Below are 19,912 nucleotides of genomic sequence, written 5' to 3' on the forward strand. Positions count from 1 at the left end.
TCTGGGGAGAGGGTTGGGGTGAGGGGCGGGTGCTCGCCCGAACGTATCAATCAAGGACGCTCAGGATGAGACGCTTGCATGTAGATCGCTCTCGCCAGCTGCGCGCAGGTCAAACAGACGCGGAACAATGGCTGTGGTACCACCTGCGCGGCCGCCGACTCCAGGGCTGGAAGTTCCGTCGCCAGCACCAGATCGGCCGCTATATCGTCGATTTGGTCTGTCCAGATGCTGGCCTGATCGTGGAGCTGGACGGTGGTCAACATGGCGATCAGCTGATTTACGACGAATACCGGACGTTGGAGCTGGAAGCGCTGGGCTACAAGGTCCTGCGTTTCTGGAACAATGACGTACTGAAGAATGTGGAAGGCGTGCTTGAGGTGATCCTGGAGGCTTTGGCCAGCCCGGCCCCTCACCCCAACCCTCTCCCCGAAGGGGAGAGGGAGTAGCGTCGACGGAGACTTGAGAGTGACGACCAACATCAACCCCCGCCTGACCCAGGTATTCCGCTTCGTGCGCTGCAGCTACGCCGACGGCGTGGCCGAGCTGGTGTACGGCTTTGACCATGGTGAAGAACTCGTCGAGCGCGTGCGCTTTCCGAATGCACCGGCGCTGCCGGCCAGCCATCAGGCCGCGTTCGAGCAGGCGCTGAAAATCCTGCATCTGATTGCCGGCGTCAGCTACTACAAGGCCGGCGTGCCGCCGCGCATCGACGTGGCGGATGGCCCGCTGGACGACGCCACCGCCGACCTGCTCGATGCGCTTTACCTGCATGGTCTGGCCGAGTTCGCCTATCGCAACGGGCTGGACCTGCGCGGCCGCATTAACTTCCCGCGTGGTGGCGCGAAGGAGCCTGAAGCGAAGGCGCTGGGCCTGCCGCACCGCACGTTGGTGCCCATTGGTGGCGGCAAGGATTCGCTGGTGGCGGTGGAGGCCATCAAGTCCATCGGTGGCGACGCCACGGCCGTGTGGGTCGGCAATTCGCCGCTGATCGCCACCTGCGCCGAGCGCACCGGCCTGCCCATGCTCAACATCCAGCGCGAGCTGGCACCGGGCCTGTTCGAACTCAACCGCCTTGGCGCGTGGAACGGCCACATTCCCGTTACGGCGGTGAATTCGGCCATCCTGGCCGTGGCTGCGATTCTCTACGGGTTCGACAGCATCGCCTTCGCCAACGAGCGCTCTGCTTCGGCTGCCACGCTGGAGTACGAAGGCCAGCAGGTGAACCACCAGTGGAGCAAGGGCTACGCGTTCGAGCAACTGCTCAGCAACTGGCTGCACCAGCACGTGGCAGTGGATCTGAATTACTGCTCGCTGTTGCGCCCGTTCTCGGAGCTGGCGGTGACGCGTGCGTTCTCGAAGCTCACGCCGTATTTCGACGTGTTCTCCAGCTGCAACCGCAATTTCAAGATCCTCGGCCCCAAGCCGGCGGACCGATGGTGCGGGCAGTGCCCGAAGTGCCATTTCGTATTCCTCGCGCTGGCACCGTTCCTGGCCAAGCCGCGCCTGCTGTCGATCTTCGGGCGCAATCTGCTGGATGACGAGAATCTCGCGCCCGGTTTCGATGCGTTGCTGGAATACCAGGACCACAAACCGTTCGAGTGCGTGGGCGAGGGCGCGGAAGCACGCGCTGCGATGTACGCCCTGAGCCAGCGCTCGGAATGGCAGGAAGACACCCTGGTGTCTCGCTTCATCAGCGAGATCCTGCCGCAGCTCGACGTGAATGAACTGGCGCTCGAGCCGTGGCTGCAGCCCTCGGGCGAACAGCACATTCCTGCGCGCCTGCTGCCGGCGCTGGCGTTCTTCGAGTGAGCCTGACCTCGCCTTTGCGCATCGCCGATCTCGCCGGCAAGCGGGTGGCGATATGGGGTTTCGGGCGCGAAGGCAAGGCAGCCATCGCGGCGATTCGCGCGCGTCTGCCTGCGTTGCCGCTGACGCTTTTCTGCAGCCCGGCGGAAGTCACGGCGGCAAACGCGTTCGATGCGGCACTGGTGGTTCGCGGCGAAGAGCCCGACGCCGCCGCGCTGGCCATGTTCGACGTGGTGGTGAAGTCGCCCGGCATCTCGGCCTACAAGCCGGCACTGCTCGCCGCCCGCGAAGCGGGCATCCGTGTGACCTCGGGCACGGCACTGTGGTTTGCCGAAAAGCCGGAGGCACGTGTCGTTGCGGTGACCGGCACCAAGGGCAAGAGCACCACTACGGCCATTCTCGCGCATCTGGCGCGCGGCCTCGGCGTGCGCACGGTGCTGGCGGGCAACATCGGCATGCCGTTGCTGGAGCTGCTCGACGATGCGGCCGAGCTGTGGGCCATCGAGTTGTCGAGCTTCCAGACCGGTGAGGCCGGACCGGTCGAGCTGGGCGTGATCACCAGCCTGTACGAGGAGCATCTCGACTGGCACGGCTCGCGCGAGCGCTATATCGACGACAAGCTCAAGCTGACCGGCGTGTCGAAGCAGCTGCTGGTGAATGCCACGCAGCCGTTCTTGCTGGATCACACGTCGGCACACCCGCGTCGGCTGGTGTTTGGCGATGCGAAGGGATGGCACGTAGCCGGTGGAACCATCTGTCGCGGTGCGCAGGCGGTGTTCGAGATCGCGAACCTGCGCGCCCCGGGTGAGCACAATGCGCTCAACGCATGCGCCGCGCTGGCCGCGCTGGAAGCCATGGAATTCGATGCGCTGAAGGCGGCGCCGTCGCTGGCCACGTTCCGTCCCTTGCCGCATCGCCTGCAACCGCTGGGCGAGCACGACGGGTTCCATTGGGTGAACGATTCCATCAGCACCACGCCGCTGGCCACGCTGGCGGCACTGGGCAGCCTGCAGGGGCGCGCCGTGACCGTCATCGTCGGTGGGCATGATCGCGGGCTGGACTGGAGCGAGTTCGTCGCGGAGATGAAGGCGCATGCGCCACACGCCATCATTGCGCAGGGTGCCAATGGTCCGCGCATCGCACGGGTACTGCGCGAGGGCGGCGTAGCCGTGGAGGAGACCGGCGATCTCGCTGCCGCCGTGGCGCGGGCACGTACGCTGACGCCGGCTGGCGGCACCATCCTGCTGTCGCCGGGTGCGCCCAGTTTCGACCAGTTCCACGACTACGCCGATCGCGGTCGGCATTTCGCCGAGATGGCCGGTTTCGACGTGCACGAGATCGTCGGCATCGAGGGACTGGGCGTCGGCTGATCAGCACCATGCCCCTTGTAGGAGCGCACTTGTGCGCGACCGCAGTGCTTCGCCATGACCGCATTGCCTGGTTGTCGCGCGCACGTGCGCTCCTACAACACACTGCTCCATCGCTTAGACTGATGCCTCAAGCGGACGGAGAGCCCCATGCCCCACGCCACGCCATTCCTCATGTTTCAGGGCGGCAACGCACAGGCCGCACTCGACTTGTACTTCGCCACCTTTCCTGACTCAGGCCTGCTCAGCGTAGATCGCTACGGCAAGGGCGAACTGGGAACCGAGGGTTCCATCAAGACAGCGCGCTTCACCGTGTGCGGCAGCGAGTTCATGTGTTCGGACAGCCCCATCGAGCATGCGTTTTCGTTCACGCCGTCCAGCTCCATCTTCGTGGAGTTCGAAGCAGCGGATGCGCTGGACAGCACCTTTGGTGTGCTTTCAAAAGGTGGCGAGGTGCTCATGCCACTGGACGATTACGGCTTCAGTCGCCGCTTTGGCTGGTTGACCGATCGATTCGGCGTGTCCTGGCAGTTATCGTTGCCACTGGCGCGTTGACCCAGGGGGTATGACGAATGGATATCCGTATGGACGATCTGCACGGCGTCGAGATTGCGGCGCTGCTGCAGGAACATCTCGACGACATGGCACTGCATTCGCCGCCGGAGAGTATTCACGCGCTCGATCTCGACCGGCTTCGCCGGCCGGAGATCACCTTCTGGACGGTATGGGAGAACGGTGAGCTGCTGGGATGCGGTGCAATCAAGCAGCTGGACGCCACGCATGGCGAGATTAAATCCATGCGTACGTCGAAGCACCATCGGCGCAAGGGCGCGGCGGCCTTCATGCTTCAGCACATACTGGATGAGGCGACGCAACGCGGCTACCGGCGGCTGAGCCTGGAAACGGGATCGCCCGTGGCGTTCGAACCGGCGCGTCAACTCTATGAACGGTTCGGCTTCGAGTACTGCGGGCCGTTTGCGGACTATGTCCAAGACCCGTACAGCGTATTCATGACGCGTACGTTCGGGATGGATTAAAGCGACTTCCGTTTCGCTTTCCGCGCGGCAAGCCTTCGGGTTGGTTGGTTCGCGGAAGGCATGAAAAAAGCCACGCCCCGTGAGAGGCGTGGCTTTTCGTTTCATCGCAGGCCTTGCGTGTTACCAGATCTTCACGCGGTCCGCCGGTGCGAGGTAAAGCGTCTCGCCCGGCTTGGGCTGGAATGCGTCGTACCAGCCGTCGAGGTTGCGCACAGTCTGTGCGCGGAAGCGGCCCGGCGAATGCTCGTTGCCGATCACGCGCTGGCGCATGGCGGCATCACGGATCTTCTCGCGCCAGCTCTGGCCGAAGGCGAGGAAGAAGCGCTGGTCGCCGGTCAGGCCGTCGATCACCGGTGCCGGCTTGCCATCGAGCGACTTGTGATAGGCGATGTACGCAATGGTCAGGCCGGACACGTCGGCGATGTTCTCGCCCAGCGTCTGCTGGCCGTTCACGTGCAGGCCGGGCAGGGCTTCGTACGCGTTGTACTGCTCCACCAGCTTCTGGCCCGCCGCCTTGAAGTGGGCCTGGTCTTCCGGCGTCCACCAGTTGGCGAGGTTGCCCTGGGCATCGAATTCCGCGCCGAGGTTGTCGAAGCTGTGGCTGATTTCGTGGCCGATCACGGCGCCGATCGAGCCGTAGTTGGCGGCGGCATCGGCCTTGGGGTCGAAGAACGGCGCTTCCAGGATGGCGGCGGGGAAGTTCAGCGCGTTCTGCAACGGCAGGTTCACCGCGTTCACCGTCTGCGGCGTCATCCACCACTCGCCGCGATCCACCGGCTGGCCGAGCTTGGCGAGCTGGTGTTCGTACTCGTACTTGGTGGCGCGCTGCTGGTTGCCCAGTGCGTCATCGGCACGAATGTCCAGCTTGCCGTAGTCGCGCCAGGTTTCCGGGTAGCCCACGCTTACATGGACGCTGGCGATCTTGGCCTTGGCCTTCTGGCGCGTGGCGGGCGTCATCCAGTCGATGCGGTCCACGCGTTCGTCGAACGCGGCGAGGATGTTCTTCACCATCTGCTCGACCTGCTGCTTGGACGAGGCGGGGAAGTACTTCTTCACGTAGATCTGGCCCACCGCATCGCCGAGGGCGATGTTGGTGCTGGCCACGCCACGCTTCCAGCGATCGCGCTGCTTGGGCGTGCCCGACAGCGTCTGGCCGTAGAAACCGAAATTGAGGTCGGCATAGGCCTTGGGCAGCAGCGACGCGTTCTCGTTGAGAGTGTGAAAGGTGAGGTAGTCCTTCCACGCCTGCAGCGGTTCGCTGGCGGTCAGCGCGGAGAGCGCCTTGATGGCCGGCACCTGCCACACGTCGACGATCTTCTGCTGGTCCAGGCCGGCCGCCTTGAAGTAGGCGTTCCAGTCCAGGCCCGGTGCATTCTTGGCGAACGCGTCCATCGCCCAGGGGTTGTTGGCCTTGTGGATGTCCTGGCTGTCGACGATGTCGACCTGGGCCTTGGCGATCTTGGTTTCCAGCGCGAGGATGGATTTGGCCTTCGCATCCGCATCGGCCACGCCGGCCTGCTTGAGCAGCGCGGCAATGTAGGTCTGGTACTTGCCGCGCGTCTCCACCATCGCCTTGTCGTCGGACAGGTAATAGTCGCGCGTGGGCATGCCCAGGCCGCCCTGCAACAGGTAGGGAATATTGCGCGAGGCGTCCTGCAGGCCGTGCGAAACGAACAGGCCGAACAGGTGCTCGGTGTGGAAGTTGGTGGCATTCACCGGATCCACGTCGGCACGCAGGCCTTCGCCGAGCACGCGGGCGAGATCGGCCTGGCTGTTGATGGAGCCGATGTTCTTCAGATCGGGCTGCAGCGGTTCGAGGCCGCGCTTCTCGATGGTGGCCTCGTCCATGAACGCGGCGTAGTAATCGGCGATCTTGCGCTCGTTGCTGCCCGCCGCCGGCTTGGCCTTGCCCGCCGCCTGGATCAGCTCGGCATTGCGCTTCTCGGCCTTCTGGAACACTTCCAGGAACACGCCGGTGCTGGACCGGTCCGCCGGGATCTCGGCGGTCTTCTTCCAGTTGCCGTTGGCGTAGTTGTCGAAATCATTGCCGGGCAGTACGGCATGGTCGATGCCGGCCAGATCGATGCCGCTGGCGCTGCGCGCAGAGGTGTGGTGCGGAGCGGGCTGGGTGGCCGTCGCCGACATGGCGCAGGTGGTGGTCATGGCCGCCGCCGTGAGAATCCAACGAAGTTGCCGCATGGGGCGGTCTCCTGATCTGGGGAAAAACCAAACGATAGTCCCTCATGCCCCTGTCGGGTGCATGACTTTTGGACTATGCATGCCGGTGTCGCCGATGGGATGGGGTCTTGCGCGGCGCCGGGTTGTGGTTTCCGGTTGCCGGCCATGGGTCAGCGCTCGATGCGGTAGTTGAGCGATGCGCGGTTGAAGTCCGTTGCGCTCTGCGCTTCGAAATTCCAGCGCGCGTTGAAGTGGTAGCGCAGGGTGATGACCTGGCCCGGATCGAACAGACCCACGCCGTAACTGATGTACAGGCGTGGCGAAAGATATTTGCCCACCGTAAACGCCGAGCCGCCATTCAGGGCATCGCTGCTGCTGACGCCGATGTCGTCCACGCCCAGGCGGGCGCCGATGCTCTTGGCCAGCAGGTTGCCGGTGGCCGAACCCAGGGCCTGCGCCGCGGCGCCGACCATGTTGCCTTCGCCGCCCTTCACCTGCGACAACGGCTTGCCGGTGATCAGGTAGGAGAGGGCGTCGGACTGTTCCATCGGTGGCTGCGAGAACACGGTGAGCACCGGGCGCTGCGCCGTGCCCGCGATGTTCAGGCCAACCTGTTGGCCATCGTCGATGGTGGCGTTGGGATTGAGCTTGCGGATCGCGCGGATGTTCAGGCCCGGATTGTCGATCGGCGTGCTCGCGAACAGCAGCTGGCCGCGGTCGATCTGCAGGTTCTGGCCATAGGCCTTGTAGGTGCCGCTGACATCGATCTGGCCTTGGCCGGTGGTGGCGCGGCCGGGCCGTTCGCTGACCACCAGCTGGCCACGCAGGCGACCGTCCAGGCCCATGCCGACCAGATGCGTCTTGTCGCCGAGGTTCACCGTGACCGTCGCGGAGATCGGCATCTGGCTGGCGGCTTCCTGCGGCTGCTTGTCGTCCACGACCACCACGTCGGACGAGGCCTTGGTGGCGCCGGCACCGGGCAGCTTGTCGAGGTTCACGTCGGCGCTGTCGAGTGCGACGGTGCCGGTGATGTTCAGGCCCTTGTCGTCGTGCTTCACGGCAAGGTCGGGGGAGATGGCGACCTTGGCCGCCGGAATGTCCACGGCGCGGAAGTTGCTGCCCTTCACCGTCAGCGTGCTCTGCGCATCCGCGCCCAGCGCCACGGCACCGGCCAGCGCGATGCGGCCGTCGCCCGAACTCAGCGTGCCGTCGACGTTGAAATGCTGCGCATCCGTGGTGCCGATGGTCACGCGACCCTGGTTGAGCTTGAGCCCCATCGCGGGGATTTCCGCGGAGAAATCGGTGAGGTTGGCCTGGCCACTGATGGCCGGTTGCGACACGGTGCCGGCGAGGTTGAACTCGCCGTTCATGGCGCCCTTGGGATTGACCACTTCCGTGGTGAAGATCTCCAGCAGCTTGAGGTTGCTCACGTGCAGACCGACATGGCCACCCAGCGATTGCTGCGCACCGGTGATGGTGACCAGTCCATCCAGCCGCCCGCTGTTGGTCAGCCCGGCATGCAGCTCAACTTGCTGGCTGGACGGGCTCAGCTGTGCGGTGAGCGCGAGATTGTCGTAGGTGACCAGCGGCTGGTCGGCACGGTCGGCGTAGGCGACCGAACCGTGGGGCGATGTGATGGATGCATTGCCGGTCAGTGCACCGGCTGTATTGCGGCGGATGCTGCCGCTGCCATCCAGGGAGCCTTCCACGCGCATGGGCACCTTGCTGGTGCTCACGGCGCTCATGATCAGCGCGATGGGCAGGCTGTGCAGGCGGTAGCTCGCATCGAGATTGCCGGCCTTGTCCTGTTTCGCCGCGGCGCAGAGTAGCGGCTCACCCGCAGTGAGGCAGAGTTCGGCAAGGTTGAGTGCGCCGTCGTTGTACGACAGCGACGGCGACTGCTGCAGGCGCCAGCGTGGCAGGCCGGCGAGATCGACGTTGAGCGTGGAAAGTACGCCATTCCACGTCGAGCCCTTGAGCGCACCACTCAGGGCGAGATCGGTGGACAGCGGCGAGCCGTGTGCGCTGAGCGTGAGGTTGTGATGTTCGGCCGTGCCATCGCCGCGCACGTTCACGGCCGTGAAGGCGAGGCCACCGGCGTTGACGCCACCGGCCTGCAGGTCCAGCTTGCCGCCGGGATGGCTGATGTCCGGCACATCGGCCACCAGGCGCAGCGACTCCACGTGCTGCCCGACATAACTCAGAGCATTGCCTTGCAGGTTGGCATCCACGGCAAGCTTCGGATACTTGCCGCGCACCTGGATGGTGCCCTGCAGCCGCCCTGCGGCATCCGGCAGCCAGTCGCCCAGCGAGGCAACCGCGAGCTTGATGCCGATGTCGTTGGTGTTGCCGGGGCGCGCGTCGATCTGCGCATCGCTGCCGCCGGAGACCAGGTGCAGCTTGCCGTCCACCACGCCTTCGGGCGGCAGGTGGAGCTTGCCGTCGCCGTGCACGTTGCGGTCGCGCAGATGGCCATCGAACTTGCGGATCTCCAGCGTGACGTCGGGGCCATCCTTGGGCAGCGAACCCTCCGAGGCGATGTCGAAATCCAGCGAACCATTCCACTTGGCCAGCAGGTGACCCGGGTCGAAGGTGTGTGCAACCGCTTCAAGTTGCCAACCCAGTGCAGGCTGCAGGGTCAGCGAACCCTTGGCCTGCAGATCGCCCTTGGGCTGCTTGACGGTGAGCGCATGCAGGTCGATGAGTTTCTGCGTGCCGTCCAGGTTGAGGGTGACGTCGGCAAGCTTGCCCTCGGGGCCGATGGCGAGCGCACTCTCGGCGTGGAACTTTTCGACGCTGCCGCTGGCGGTGAGGCTGCCGTGGCTCTGCAGCGCCTGCCCGGCCACTTCTTCGGGCAATACCACGTCCTTCCACTCGACGGTGAGGTCGGCACTCAGTGGTTTGGCGGATAGCTGTACGACGCCATGCGCATGGACGCTGCCCTTGTACTGCGGCGACGCGATGCCCAGCTGCTCCAGTGTCAGCGTATCGAGGTTGTCACTGAAACGCGCCGTCAACGGCTGCAGTTGCACCTGGTAGTCGTTGAGTCCCAGCTGGCCAGTAACGGTGCCGCTGCGTCGGTCACCCTTGCCGGTCAGCGCCACGGCAAGGCCGGTGAGCGAACTCTCGCCGATGAACGGCTTGGGATCGAAACGGGGTGCGTCGAGCGTGCCGCTCCAGGCATAGTCGCCACTTTGCGCCATGTCCAGCTGCAGTCGTACGGCGGTGGGCTGGGTCAGCTGCAGGTCGACATGGGCCTGCTTGCCATCGCCGCGTGCTGCCAGTTCACCCGCGTACTCGGTGCCGTTGAGTGTCCAGCTGAAGTTGGCCTTGCTGTCGCCCTGGTACTTGCTGCCGACCACGACGTGGCCGCTAAGATCGGCATGACCATCGGGAGCGCGCAGCGCAAGCTGGTGCAGTTCGATGCCGCGACGGCGGGTCCAGTTGCCGGCGACGTCCAGCGAGTCGGAGGCGAATACCGGTTTTCCCGCCTGGGTGATCTTCACCGTGCCCACGTGGGCGCGGTCGAGCACCATGTCCAGCGGCGGCTGCAGCAGCGAGAAACTGCTCGCGCTTTCCGGCTGGTCGTGTTCACTGGGTGGCAGGGCCACGTCGACGCCGTCGACGTTGAGGTCGAGCACGTGCAGTCGCTTGCGCAGCAGGGACGGCACGCGCAGGTCCAGGTGGGCCTTGGCAATCTTCGCGTCCAGCCCCTTGCCATCGGCATAGCGCAGGCCGGTGAGATCGAGCGGGCCGATCAGGCGGCCGTCCGCCGACTGCACGGTGAGCTGGCCTTGGGTGAAACCCTCGGCGCGTGCCAGCGCAAAGCGCAGGCCCGAAGGCGTACCCAGCAGCCATGCGAGAAAGCCGAGTAGCAACAGCAGCAGCGCGAGCAGGGTCAGCAGCGTCCAGCGCAGCCAGCGGCGGCGTGGGCGAGGTGCGGGCGTGGTGGCGGTGTCAGTCATCAGGCTGCTCACAGATCCGGACCGATCACGACATGCAGTTCCACGCCGTGCTCATCCGGGTTGTGTACCGGTGTGCCCAGGTCCACACGGATCATACCCACCGGCGAGAGCCAGCGAACGCCCAGGCCCGCGCCGATCTTGGGGCGGTAATCGGTGCCGTCGAACGCGTTGCCTGCATCCACGAAGGCCGCCATGCCCCATTGACGGGTGAAGTAGTGCTCCACCTCCGTGCTGCCGACCAGCAGGTTCTTGCCGCCGATCACGCGGCCGTAGGAGTTCTTGGGCCCGATGCTCTGGTAGCCGTAGCCGCGCACCGACCGGTCGCCACCCGCGAAGAAGCGCAGCTGTGGCGGCAGGTCGCTGAAGTCGTTGGTCCAGGTGGCGCCCGCCGAACCGCGCAGGATCAGGCGGTTGTTGCCCCAGAACGAGTTGATCCATTTGCCGTCCGCGGTGACCTGGCTGAAGCTGGCATCGGACAGCAGCGAACCCACCGTGCTGCGTGCGGTGAATACCAGCGACCAGCCGCTGCGCACGAAGATGGGGTTGTCGCCGGATTTGCGTGACAGCGTGGCCTCGGGATAGAGCAGGTTGCTGCGGCCGTGCTCAAGCCCCGGCACGTTGTCCGATTCGCCGGGCTTCTGGCCAACAGTGAAGGTGCCATCCAGCGCATGCAAGCCGATGGTGCGCACCCAGCCGTGCCACTCGCGTGTTTCGTTGGCTACCAGTTCCAGCGTCTTGGAATGCGATGTATCGGTGTTGGAGTCGCGGTACGTGGCGCCGTAATTGAAGCTGCGCTGGTTGGGGCCGGGCATCGGCACGGTGTACAGCGTGGCCACGGTCTTGAGCTTCTGGGCGAGGATGATCTCGTTCTTCCACTTGTGGCCGCTGCGGTTCACCCAGCGTCGCTCCATGCTGCCGCGCACGCCCACACCGGTGTCGGTGCCGATGAACGGGCCGCCGGTGTAGATGGTGCGCTTGGCCGGCGCAAGCTCCACTTTCACGTCGACCACGCCGTTCTTCTTCTCGTCGACATCGGGCAGCACGTTGACGACCGAGAAATAATCAGCGCCGTTCAGTGCCTGCTGGAGTTGCAGCAGTTTGTCCTGGGCGAAATAGTCGCCCGACTTGAACGGCACGTAGCGGTCGAGGAAGCCGTCCTTGAATTGCGAGCCGTCGAAATGCACGTCGCCGAACTTGTAGCGGGGGCCAGCATCCCAGGCGAGATGGATCGCCGCGCTGCGCTCGCCGCGATTCACATCGACGCGATGCGTGACCAGCCTGGCGTCGAGGAAGCCATTGGCGGTGAGTGCACCGCTGAGTGCGTCGCGCGCCGAGTCGTAAGCGCCGTGATCGAGCGTCTGGCCCTTGAGGTTTTCGATGGCGCGCCGGGCCCGACGGATGGCGCCGATTTTCGCGGCCGCTTCATCGAGCTTGATGTCCACGGCATTGACCGTCACCGGCGCGCCTGGCGTGACATGCAGCGTGACGCGCCAGTTCTCGCCCACGGGGTCGAGCTGGCCCTGCACCTTGGCTTCGTAGTAGCCGTAGGGTTCCAGCGAGGTTTTGGCCTGGTCCAGCGACTGCTCGTAGAGGCGACGCACCTGCGCCTCGGTCACGTCGCGATTGGCGTACTGCGACAGGTCCACGCCCGAGCTCACGGCGAGCTTGAGCGGATCGTCCACGCCATCCACCACCAGCTGCACGCCTGCATGCGCCAGCCACGGGGCCAGCAGCAACGGCAACAGCATGAGGCGTCGGAGTCGGCGCATGCGTCCTGGGTTCCATCCTGGAAAAGGCGGCGTGCGCGTGCAGTGAGCACGCGCAACCCAAGCTTAGCCGATCAGTTGCCGCGAACTGATGAATGCGGCGTGGAAATCGTCTGGTTTTTCAGCCCGCTTTGTCGCCGGCCCGGTGTGCGATCCATGCGCCGACCACGGCGGACACGTAGGGAATGGACTGGGCGCCAAGGATGAACATCCACAGCGTGCCTTCCACGTAGTACGTGCCGAAGCGCAGGCCCATGCCGATGATGCAGCACACCAGTGCGATCGCCATGAGCAGCTCCTCGCGCACCGGAGCGAACGCGGCGAAATTGCTGCCACCCAGGCGCCGGCTCTTGGCCGTGACCACGAACGAAGTCTTCTCGCGCGTGAGGCCGTGCAGGATGCCGCGTGCAATGGCGTGCGACAGGCTCATGCTGGCCAGCGATGCCATCAGCGTGTCGTACCAGCCGCAGGGAACACGGGCGCGATACAGCACGATGCCGAAGATGGCCTTGGCGAAGAAGAAGCCGATCACCGGGATCAGGAACAGCTGCATCGGCAGGTTGAACACCGACGGGAAGGCCACCATGCCCGCGGTCCAGAAGATCGCCATCATGGTGAAGATCAGGTGCAGCGCATCGGCGAACCAGCTGAACCAGCCGGTGAGGAAGTGGAAGCGCTGGCCGCCGCTGAGCGGCCCCTTGCGGGTCATCCAGTCCCAGCGGCCCTTGAGGATCTGCATGGCGCCAAAGGCCCAGCGATAACGCTGGCTCTTGTATGCCTTGAAGTCGGCCGGGGTCAGGCCCACGCCCATCAGTTCATCGACATAGACCAGCTCGTAACCGGCGTGCATCAGGCGCAGGCCGAGCTCGGCGTCTTCGCAGATGGTCCACTCGGACCAGCCGCCCGTGCCTTCCAGCGCCGAGCGCCGCACCATGGTCATGGTGCCGTGCTGGATGATGGCGTTGCGCTCGTTGCGATGGTGCATGCCGATGCGGAAGAAGCCGTCGTACTCCCACGCGGTCATGCGGCGGAAGCGGTTGTGCTCGAAGTCGCGATGCGCCTGCGGGCACTGCACCACGGCCACCTTCGGGTCGTGGAAGTAACCGGTGAGGGAGGACAGCCAGTCCTCGCGCACCACATAGTCGGCGTCGATCACCGCCACCACGTCGGCGCGCGGGTCGGTTTCCTTCAGGCCGAAGTTCAGTGCACCCGCCTTGAAGCCGGGCCACGGTTCCAGGTGGAAGAAGCGGAACTTGCTGCCCAGCTTCTCGCAGTATTCCTGCACCGGCTGCCAGATGGCCGGATCCTTGGTGTTGTTGTCGATCACCAGGACTTCGAAGTTTTCGTACTGGAGCGCGGCCAGCGAGTCGAGCGTGATGAACACCATCTCCGGCGGCTCGTTGTAGCAGGCCAGGTGGATCGACACGAACGGCTGCTTCTCCACCGGATCGGGCTTGCGCAGGCCCGCGTGGCGCACCCAGCTGCGACGCCACAGCACTTCGGTGAACTCGAAGCCGTTGATCAGCAGGATGGCGAGAATGGCGATCTGTGCCGGGAACAGCAGCACCAGCATCGTCCAGTCGACCCAGCTCAGGTAGTAGTTGAAGGGCAAGGTGGCCGACCACACCACCAGGCCACAGGCCAGCTGGATCAGGGCGCAGAAGAAGAAGCGGCCCATCAGCTTGAAGCGGCTGTAGCGGCTGGCGAACCAGATCATCGGCAGCAGCGCGAGCAGGCTCGCGGCCAGTGCCTTCCACGGCCATTTGACGTCCTCGGTCACCGGGCCGGTGAACGGGAACTTCAACTGGCGATCAGCGTTGAACATGCCCCAGTACGCTTCGGTGCGGCCTGACAGCGCTTCCTTCCACGGCTGGTCGAACGCTTCCATCACGTAGTAGTCGATGTTGCGTTTCTTGGCTTCGTTGAACCAGGTGCGAAGGAAGATCGCCTCGTTGGAGACCGACGGATCGGCGTACATGTAGCGGTCGCCATTGGATGGCCAGCCGATTTCTCCGATCACGATGGGCTTGTTCGGATAGAGGCGACGAAGTGCCTCGTAGCTTTCCAGGGCATCGCGCACGGCCGGGAAGCGCGCCAGCGGGTCGGTGCTGGTGTTGCTGTTGCTGACGGCGGCAATACCGTTCCAGTAGGGGAACAGATGCACCGTGATGAAGTCGACGTGCTCGGCCAGCTCGGGATACTTGGCCCAGATATGCCAGGGCTCGGCGATGGTCACCGGCTGGTGAATCGCCGCGCGAACGCGGTCGGCGTAGGCCATCAACTGTTCCGGCGGAATATCGTTGCGGAACAGCACTTCGTTGCCCACCACCACGCGGTTGATCGAGTTGGGGTAACGACGCGCCTGCGCGATCAGCGTCTCGATTTCCTTCTCGTTGTTGTCCAGTCGACGGTCGATCCACGCACCGGCCATCACTTCCAGGCCGTTCTTCTCGGCGAGGCGGTAGACCTGAGGGTTCTGCAGCGTCGAATAAGTACGGATGCGCGACGTGTAGTGCCTGAGCAGCTTCAGGTCGCCGTCGATCTCGTCGTCGGAGGGGAAATCGTTCTTCAGCGGGTTCTGGTAGCGCTGGAAGGCAGACAGGGCGAAGCCGCCGATGGGGCCTTTCCAGTCTTCCGGGCCATTGGGCAGATTGCTCCACCACCAGAGGCCAATGTTCATGGCCGCCACGATCAGGGCGAGCAGGACGGCAACGAGCAGCGGGTGCCGGCTGTCCGGCTTGGTGGTGAATGTGGTGCTCAAAACGATCCCCGTGGCTGCCTCACACGAGGCCGAAAAGCCCGCTGAGCTTAACCATGGAGCGCATTTCGCTCAATAAAGCAGGTGGCAGGTGGTCAGCGCGAGGTCAGGCCTTGCGCTGACTACAGGGCGGAACAGTGAAGTTGTTCATTTGCCGTGATGACGACAGCCGCCCCAACGCGCCCGCCCGGCTCCCCTCGAAGACGGCGCAGGGCCGCCATGTGGTACTGGGGGCGGGGCGCGGCTGGTGATTATTTGAGCAGCGAGCGCAGCATCCAGGCGGTCTTCTCATGCTCCTTCAGGCGGCCGGTGACCATGTCCACGGTACCCTCGTCACCCGCACCGTCGGCGATCCGGATGACCTGGCGGGCGGTGTGGGCGGCCATCTCGTGGCCTTCCACCAGCTGGCCCACCATGTCCTTCCAGTCGGGGACGCCCGGCTCTTCCCGGATGGCGGTGAGCTGGCCGAACTGGCTGTAGGAGCCCGGCGCAAACACGTCCAGCGCGCGGATGCGCTCGGCTACCTCGTCGGCGGCCAGCCACAGTTCGTTGTACTGGGTCTCGAACATGGTGTGCAGGCTGTTGAAGTGCGGCCCGGTGATGTTCCAGTGGAAGCTGTGGGTCTTCAGGTACAGCGAGTACGTATCCGCGAGCAGCCGGGACAGGTGCTCGCCGATCTGTTCGCGGTCGCTGCTGGCGATGCCGATGGAAACGGCCATGGGTTGCTCCTTGGAAGCGTGGGCACGGAACTGGCATCGAGGTTAGTCAGCGTGTCCTGCGTGGTGAAATGAATCCTTCCGATGCCGGCGATAGCCGGTGGCTATCGGCCCGCCGGCCCGGGTGCAGGGCCGGCAGGGAGGCGCCCGCGCCCGCAACGCCTGTCACCGGCTATCATGTGCGGTCCGATGACCCCGACTGCATCCAACGCCGCCTCCACCGACGCGCGACTGCGTCCGTTGCGCCAGGCCCTCGACGACGTCTCCAGCCGCGATTACGGCCGCCTGCTTGGCCGGTGGCGCGAACTGTCGCGCCGCTTTGACGAGAAGAAGCTGACCGCGCTGCTTGCCGATGTCGATGCCTCCACGGCGCGGCGCAAGGCGCGCGCGGCAGCGAAACCAGCTATCCGGCTGGATGAATCGCTGCCCATCACGGCACGGGCCGACGAGATCGTCGAGCTGATCCGCAAGCACCAGGTCGTAGTGATCGCCGGCGAGACCGGTTCGGGCAAAACCACCCAGCTGCCCAAGCTGTGCCTGGCCGCCGGCCGTGGCGAAGCGGGCATGATCGGCTGTACCCAGCCGCGCCGGCTGGCCGCGCGTTCCGTCGCGCGCCGCGTGGCGGAAGAACTGGCCACGCCGCTGGGCGACCAGGTGGGTTTCCAGGTGCGCTTCAACGATCAGGTCTCCGATCGCACGCTGGTCAAGTTCATGACCGACGGCATCCTGCTGGCCGAGACGCAGGGCGATCCGTGGTTGAGCGCCTACGACACCATCATCATCGACGAGGCGCACGAGCGCAGCCTCAACATCGACTTCCTGCTGGGCTATCTCAAGCGCCTGGCGGTGAAGCGTCCATCGCTGAAGATCATCGTGACGTCGGCCACCATCGATACGGAGCGATTCGCCGAACATTTCGATGGCGCGCCCATCGTGTCGGTGGAGGGGCGCACGTATCCGGTGGAAGTGCGCTGGCGTTCCGTGGACGAAGTGGCCGCACGGCGCGGCCAGCGTGCGGGTGACCTGCAGCAGGGCGGTGCGGACCATGTGGCGGCCGTGCTGGATGAAATCACCCACGACGACCCACGCGGCGACGTGCTGATCTTCCTGCCGGGCGAGCGTGAAATCCGCGATGCACACCTGCTGCTGTCGCGCCGCCAGTACCGCGAAACCGAAGTGCTGCCGCTGTACGCGCGCCTCTCGGCCGGTGACCAGGATCGCGTGTTCAAGCCGGGCACCAAGCGGCGCGTGGTGCTTGCCACCAACGTGGCGGAAACCTCGCTCACCGTGCCACGCATCCGCTACGTGATCGACTCGGGCCAGGCGCGCGTCAAGCGCTACAGCCAGCGCAGCCAGCTGGAACGCCTGCATGTCGAGCCGGTCTCGAAGGCTGCCGCGGACCAGCGCAAGGGCCGCTGCGGCCGCGTGGGCCCGGGCACCTGTTATCGCCTGTATGACGAGGCCGATTACGAAAGCCGTGCCGCCTATACCGACCCGGAACTGCTGCGCTCGTCGCTGGCCAACGTCATCCTGCGCATGCTTTCGCTGCAGCTGGGCGAGGTGGATGAGTTCCCGTTCCTCGAAGCACCCGATCCGCGCGTGGTGGCTGATGGTTATCGCCGTCTCGCCGAAATCTCCGCGATTGACGATGCGCGGCGCCTGACGCCGATCGGTCGCACCGTCGCGCGCCTGCCCATCGACGTACAGCTGGCGCGCATGCTGGTGGAGGCGCAGCAGCTGCACAGCCTGCGCGAGCTGCTGGCCATCGTGTCGTTCCTGAGCATCCAGGATCCGCGCGAACGTCCGGCGGACGCGCGACAGCAGGCTGACGCGGCGCACGCGGCGTTTGCCGATCCCAAGTCCGATTTCGTCGGCGTGCTCAACCTGTGGCGTGACTACGGCAAGGCGCACGAAGACCTGACGCAGTCGAAGCTGCGCGACTGGTGCTCGCGTCACTTCCTGAGCTTCATGCGCATGCGTGAGTGGCGCGAATTGCATCGCCAGTTGCTGTTGGTGATACAGGAGCTGGGTTGGAAACTCGATGCGGCCACGCCTGCTCCCTCTCCCCTTGCGGGAGAGAGGGCAACCTCGCGTCGGGCTGTAACGGCGAAGGCGGTTGTTGCGCAGAAAAAGCGCAGTGGGAGCGGTGATCGCGAGCACCCGCCCCTCACCCCAGCCCTCTCCTCGCTCCCCAAAGACGGGGCCATCCATGGCCCCTCTCCGCGTGCCCCCGAGGGGAGAGGGAGCACGAGCACGCCTGGCGCCAACAAGGACGACGAAGCTGCACGCCAGTACGAAGCCATCCATCGCAGCCTGCTCACCGGCCTGCCGACGCAGGTTGGCCACAAGGACGAGAAGGGCGTCTACCGCAGCACGCGCGAGCGCCGCTTCCAGGTGTTCCCGGGTTCGTCGCTGTCGAAGGTGCCGCCCAACTGGGTGTTCGCCGCGCAGATCCTCGATGTCGGCGGGCGCGTGTGGGGCATGATGTGCGCCCGCGTGGAGCCGGTGTGGATAGAGCAGCAGGCCGCGCACTTGCTGCGTTCGTCCTGTCGCGATGCACACTGGTCGCGCAAGCGCGGCCACGTGGTCGCTTACGAGCAGGTGAGCCTGTTCGGCCTCACGCTGGTGGAACGCCGGCCTGTCACGTTCCAGAAGCAGGATCCGGCACTCGCGCACGAGATCTTCCTGCGCGAGGCACTCGCACGCGGCGACATCGATGCCCGCGCCGATTTCGTGCGCGCCAACCAGCGCGTGCTGGAAGACGCGCGCGGCATCGAGGCCAAGCAGCGTCGCGAAGGCCTGCTGCGCAGTGAAGACGAGTTGGTCGGCTTCTTCGAAGGCAAGCTGCCACAGGACATTGCGGACAGCCGCGCGCTCGATGCGTGGTATCGCAAGGCGCGTCCCGCCGAACAGGCGGCGCTGCGCTGGTCGCTGGACGATGTGATGAGCGGCGGCGCAGGGCTGGATCCGAAGGCCTTCCCGGCGTCGCTTGACGTTCAGCCCCAGAAATACCGACTCGAATACCGCTTTGTGCCTGGCGATGACGCCGACGGTGTCACCCTGCATCTGCCGCTCGCCATGCTCAATGCGCTGCCATCGGCGCGCTGCGAATGGCTGGTGCCGGGCTTGCTGGCGGAGAAGGTGGCGGAGCTGATCCGTGGTTTGCCCAAGGCGCTGCGTCGCAACTTCGTGCCCGCGCCGGATTTCGCACGGGCTTTCGTCGAGGCCGAGGCACCGCGCGACGAGTCGCTGACGAAGGCGCTGGCCGCTTTCCTCAAGCGCGCCACCGGCGTGGATGTGTCGGCCACCGAGTTCGATGCCGTCGAATTGCCTGCGCACTTCCGCATGCGCTTTCGCCTGCACGACGAGAACGGCAAGACGCTGGCCACCGGCCGCGATCTGGCCGCTATCCGCGCGCAATGGGAAGGACAGGCGCGCGAGGCGTTTTCGCGCAAGACCGACATCGAGCTGACTCGCGAGAACGTGGCCAGCTGGGACTTCGAGGAGATTCCCGCACAGGTGCGTTCAAGCGGTGGCCTGCTCGCATTCCCTGCGCTGGTCGACCTCGGCGATGCGGTGGCGCTGCGTGTGTTCGAGCGCAGCGACGAAGCGCGTGAGGCGCACGAGCAGGGCGTGGTCCGCCTGTTGCGCAACGCGCTGGCCAGCGACATGAAGCAGGCTCGCCGCCGCTTGCCGGTTGGCAATCCGCTGGCCCTGAAATACGCGCCGCTGGGTGGCGTGGATGGCCTGCGCGAGGATCTGGTGGAAGGCGGCTTCCAGGATCTGCTGGCGCGGTATGCGCTGGATGTGCGCACGGCCGGTGCGTTCGAGGCATTGCATGCCAAGGCGGCACGCGAACTGTTCGGCGCGGCGGTGGAACGTTTGAAACTGGCCGAGCCCATTATCGAGGCGCAGGCTGACCTCAAGCCATGGTTGCAGCCGCCCTTGATGGGTTTTGCGCGGGCAAGCTACGACGACCTGCGCGAGCAACTCGATGCGCTGCTCACGTCCGGCTTCTTGCGTGAACTGCCCACGTCCCGGCTGGCGCATTACCCGCGCTATCTGAAAGCGATGCGCCTGCGTGCAGAACGATTGCGGCAGGATCCGGCCAAAGATCAGCAACGGTTGTTGCAGGTGCTGCCGTTCTGGCGCGATTACCTGAAGCATCGCGCTGCCGGTACGGAAGGGCTGGATGAGCTGCGCTGGCTGATCGAAGAGTGGCGCGTGTCGCTGTTCGCACAGGAACTGAAGACACCGGAGCCGGTGTCGGCCAAACGTCTGACGCGGGCGCTGGAAAGTCTTTCCTGACGGACATTCTG

Annotated in this window: 11 protein-coding genes; 6 read left to right on the top strand and 5 right to left on the bottom strand. The window is 65.3% G+C overall.

Annotated elements, in window-relative coordinates; translation table 11 throughout:
* Positions 1-65 precede the first annotated feature (65 nt).
* The 5 genes from H8F01_RS14050 (at position 66) to H8F01_RS14070 (ending at position 4,210) form a co-directional block, all read left to right on the top strand.
* On the top strand, positions 66-446 hold the full coding sequence (locus tag H8F01_RS14050) for an endonuclease domain-containing protein (protein ID WP_187055714.1): 381 nt from the start codon (positions 66-68) through the stop codon (positions 444-446).
* Positions 447-465: 19 nt separating this feature from the next.
* Positions 466-1,809: a UDP-N-acetyl-alpha-D-muramoyl-L-alanyl-L-glutamate epimerase gene (murL, locus tag H8F01_RS14055; protein WP_187055715.1), complete on the top strand. Its 1,344-nt coding sequence runs from the start codon at positions 466-468 to the stop codon at positions 1,807-1,809.
* A gap of 14 nt (positions 1,810-1,823) precedes the next feature.
* Positions 1,824-3,176: a UDP-N-acetylmuramoyl-L-alanine--D-glutamate ligase gene (gene murD, locus H8F01_RS14060; protein ID WP_187059300.1), complete on the top strand. Its 1,353-nt coding sequence runs from the start codon at positions 1,824-1,826 to the stop codon at positions 3,174-3,176.
* 147 nt (positions 3,177-3,323) lie between these two features.
* Positions 3,324-3,728 carry a VOC family protein gene (locus tag H8F01_RS14065; RefSeq protein ID WP_187055716.1) on the top strand — a complete coding sequence of 135 codons (405 nt, stop codon included), beginning with the start codon at positions 3,324-3,326 and terminating at the stop codon, positions 3,726-3,728.
* A 29-nt stretch (positions 3,729-3,757) separates the two neighbouring features.
* Complete coding sequence (locus tag H8F01_RS14070; protein ID WP_238480991.1) at positions 3,758-4,210, top strand: GNAT family N-acetyltransferase; 453 nt, start codon at positions 3,758-3,760, stop codon at positions 4,208-4,210.
* A 120-nt stretch (positions 4,211-4,330) separates the two neighbouring features.
* Here the strand turns inward: H8F01_RS14070 and H8F01_RS14075 are convergent, their stop codons facing one another.
* The 5 genes from H8F01_RS14075 to H8F01_RS14095 all read right to left on the bottom strand — a co-directional run bounded on the left by H8F01_RS14075 (position 4,331) and on the right by H8F01_RS14095 (position 15,596).
* On the bottom strand, positions 4,331-6,409 hold the full coding sequence (locus H8F01_RS14075) for a M13 family metallopeptidase (RefSeq protein ID WP_187055718.1): 2,079 nt from the start codon (positions 6,407-6,409) through the stop codon (positions 4,331-4,333).
* A gap of 149 nt (positions 6,410-6,558) precedes the next feature.
* Positions 6,559-10,353 (bottom strand): translocation/assembly module TamB domain-containing protein, encoded by a 3,795-nt coding sequence (locus tag H8F01_RS14080; RefSeq protein WP_187055719.1) that lies wholly within the window; start codon positions 10,351-10,353, stop codon positions 6,559-6,561.
* Between the two features lie 8 nt (positions 10,354-10,361).
* Positions 10,362-12,122 carry an autotransporter assembly complex protein TamA gene (locus H8F01_RS14085; protein ID WP_187055720.1) on the bottom strand — a complete coding sequence of 587 codons (1,761 nt, stop codon included), beginning with the start codon at positions 12,120-12,122 and terminating at the stop codon, positions 10,362-10,364.
* A gap of 118 nt (positions 12,123-12,240) precedes the next feature.
* Complete coding sequence (locus H8F01_RS14090; protein WP_238481258.1) at positions 12,241-14,799, bottom strand: glycosyltransferase; 2,559 nt, start codon at positions 14,797-14,799, stop codon at positions 12,241-12,243.
* A 329-nt stretch (positions 14,800-15,128) separates the two neighbouring features.
* Positions 15,129-15,596, bottom strand: a complete 468-nt coding sequence (locus H8F01_RS14095) for a Dps family protein (protein ID WP_187055721.1) — start codon at positions 15,594-15,596, stop codon at positions 15,129-15,131.
* A gap of 186 nt (positions 15,597-15,782) precedes the next feature.
* Here H8F01_RS14095 and hrpA point away from each other — a divergent pair, with 186 nt between their 5' ends.
* Positions 15,783-19,901: an ATP-dependent RNA helicase HrpA gene (gene hrpA, locus H8F01_RS14100; protein ID WP_187055722.1), complete on the top strand. Its 4,119-nt coding sequence runs from the start codon at positions 15,783-15,785 to the stop codon at positions 19,899-19,901.
* Positions 19,902-19,912 lie beyond the last annotated feature (11 nt).

It is taken from the genome of Dyella telluris, assembly GCF_014297575.1.
GTDB classification, from domain to species: Bacteria; Pseudomonadota; Gammaproteobacteria; order Xanthomonadales; family Rhodanobacteraceae; genus Dyella; species Dyella telluris.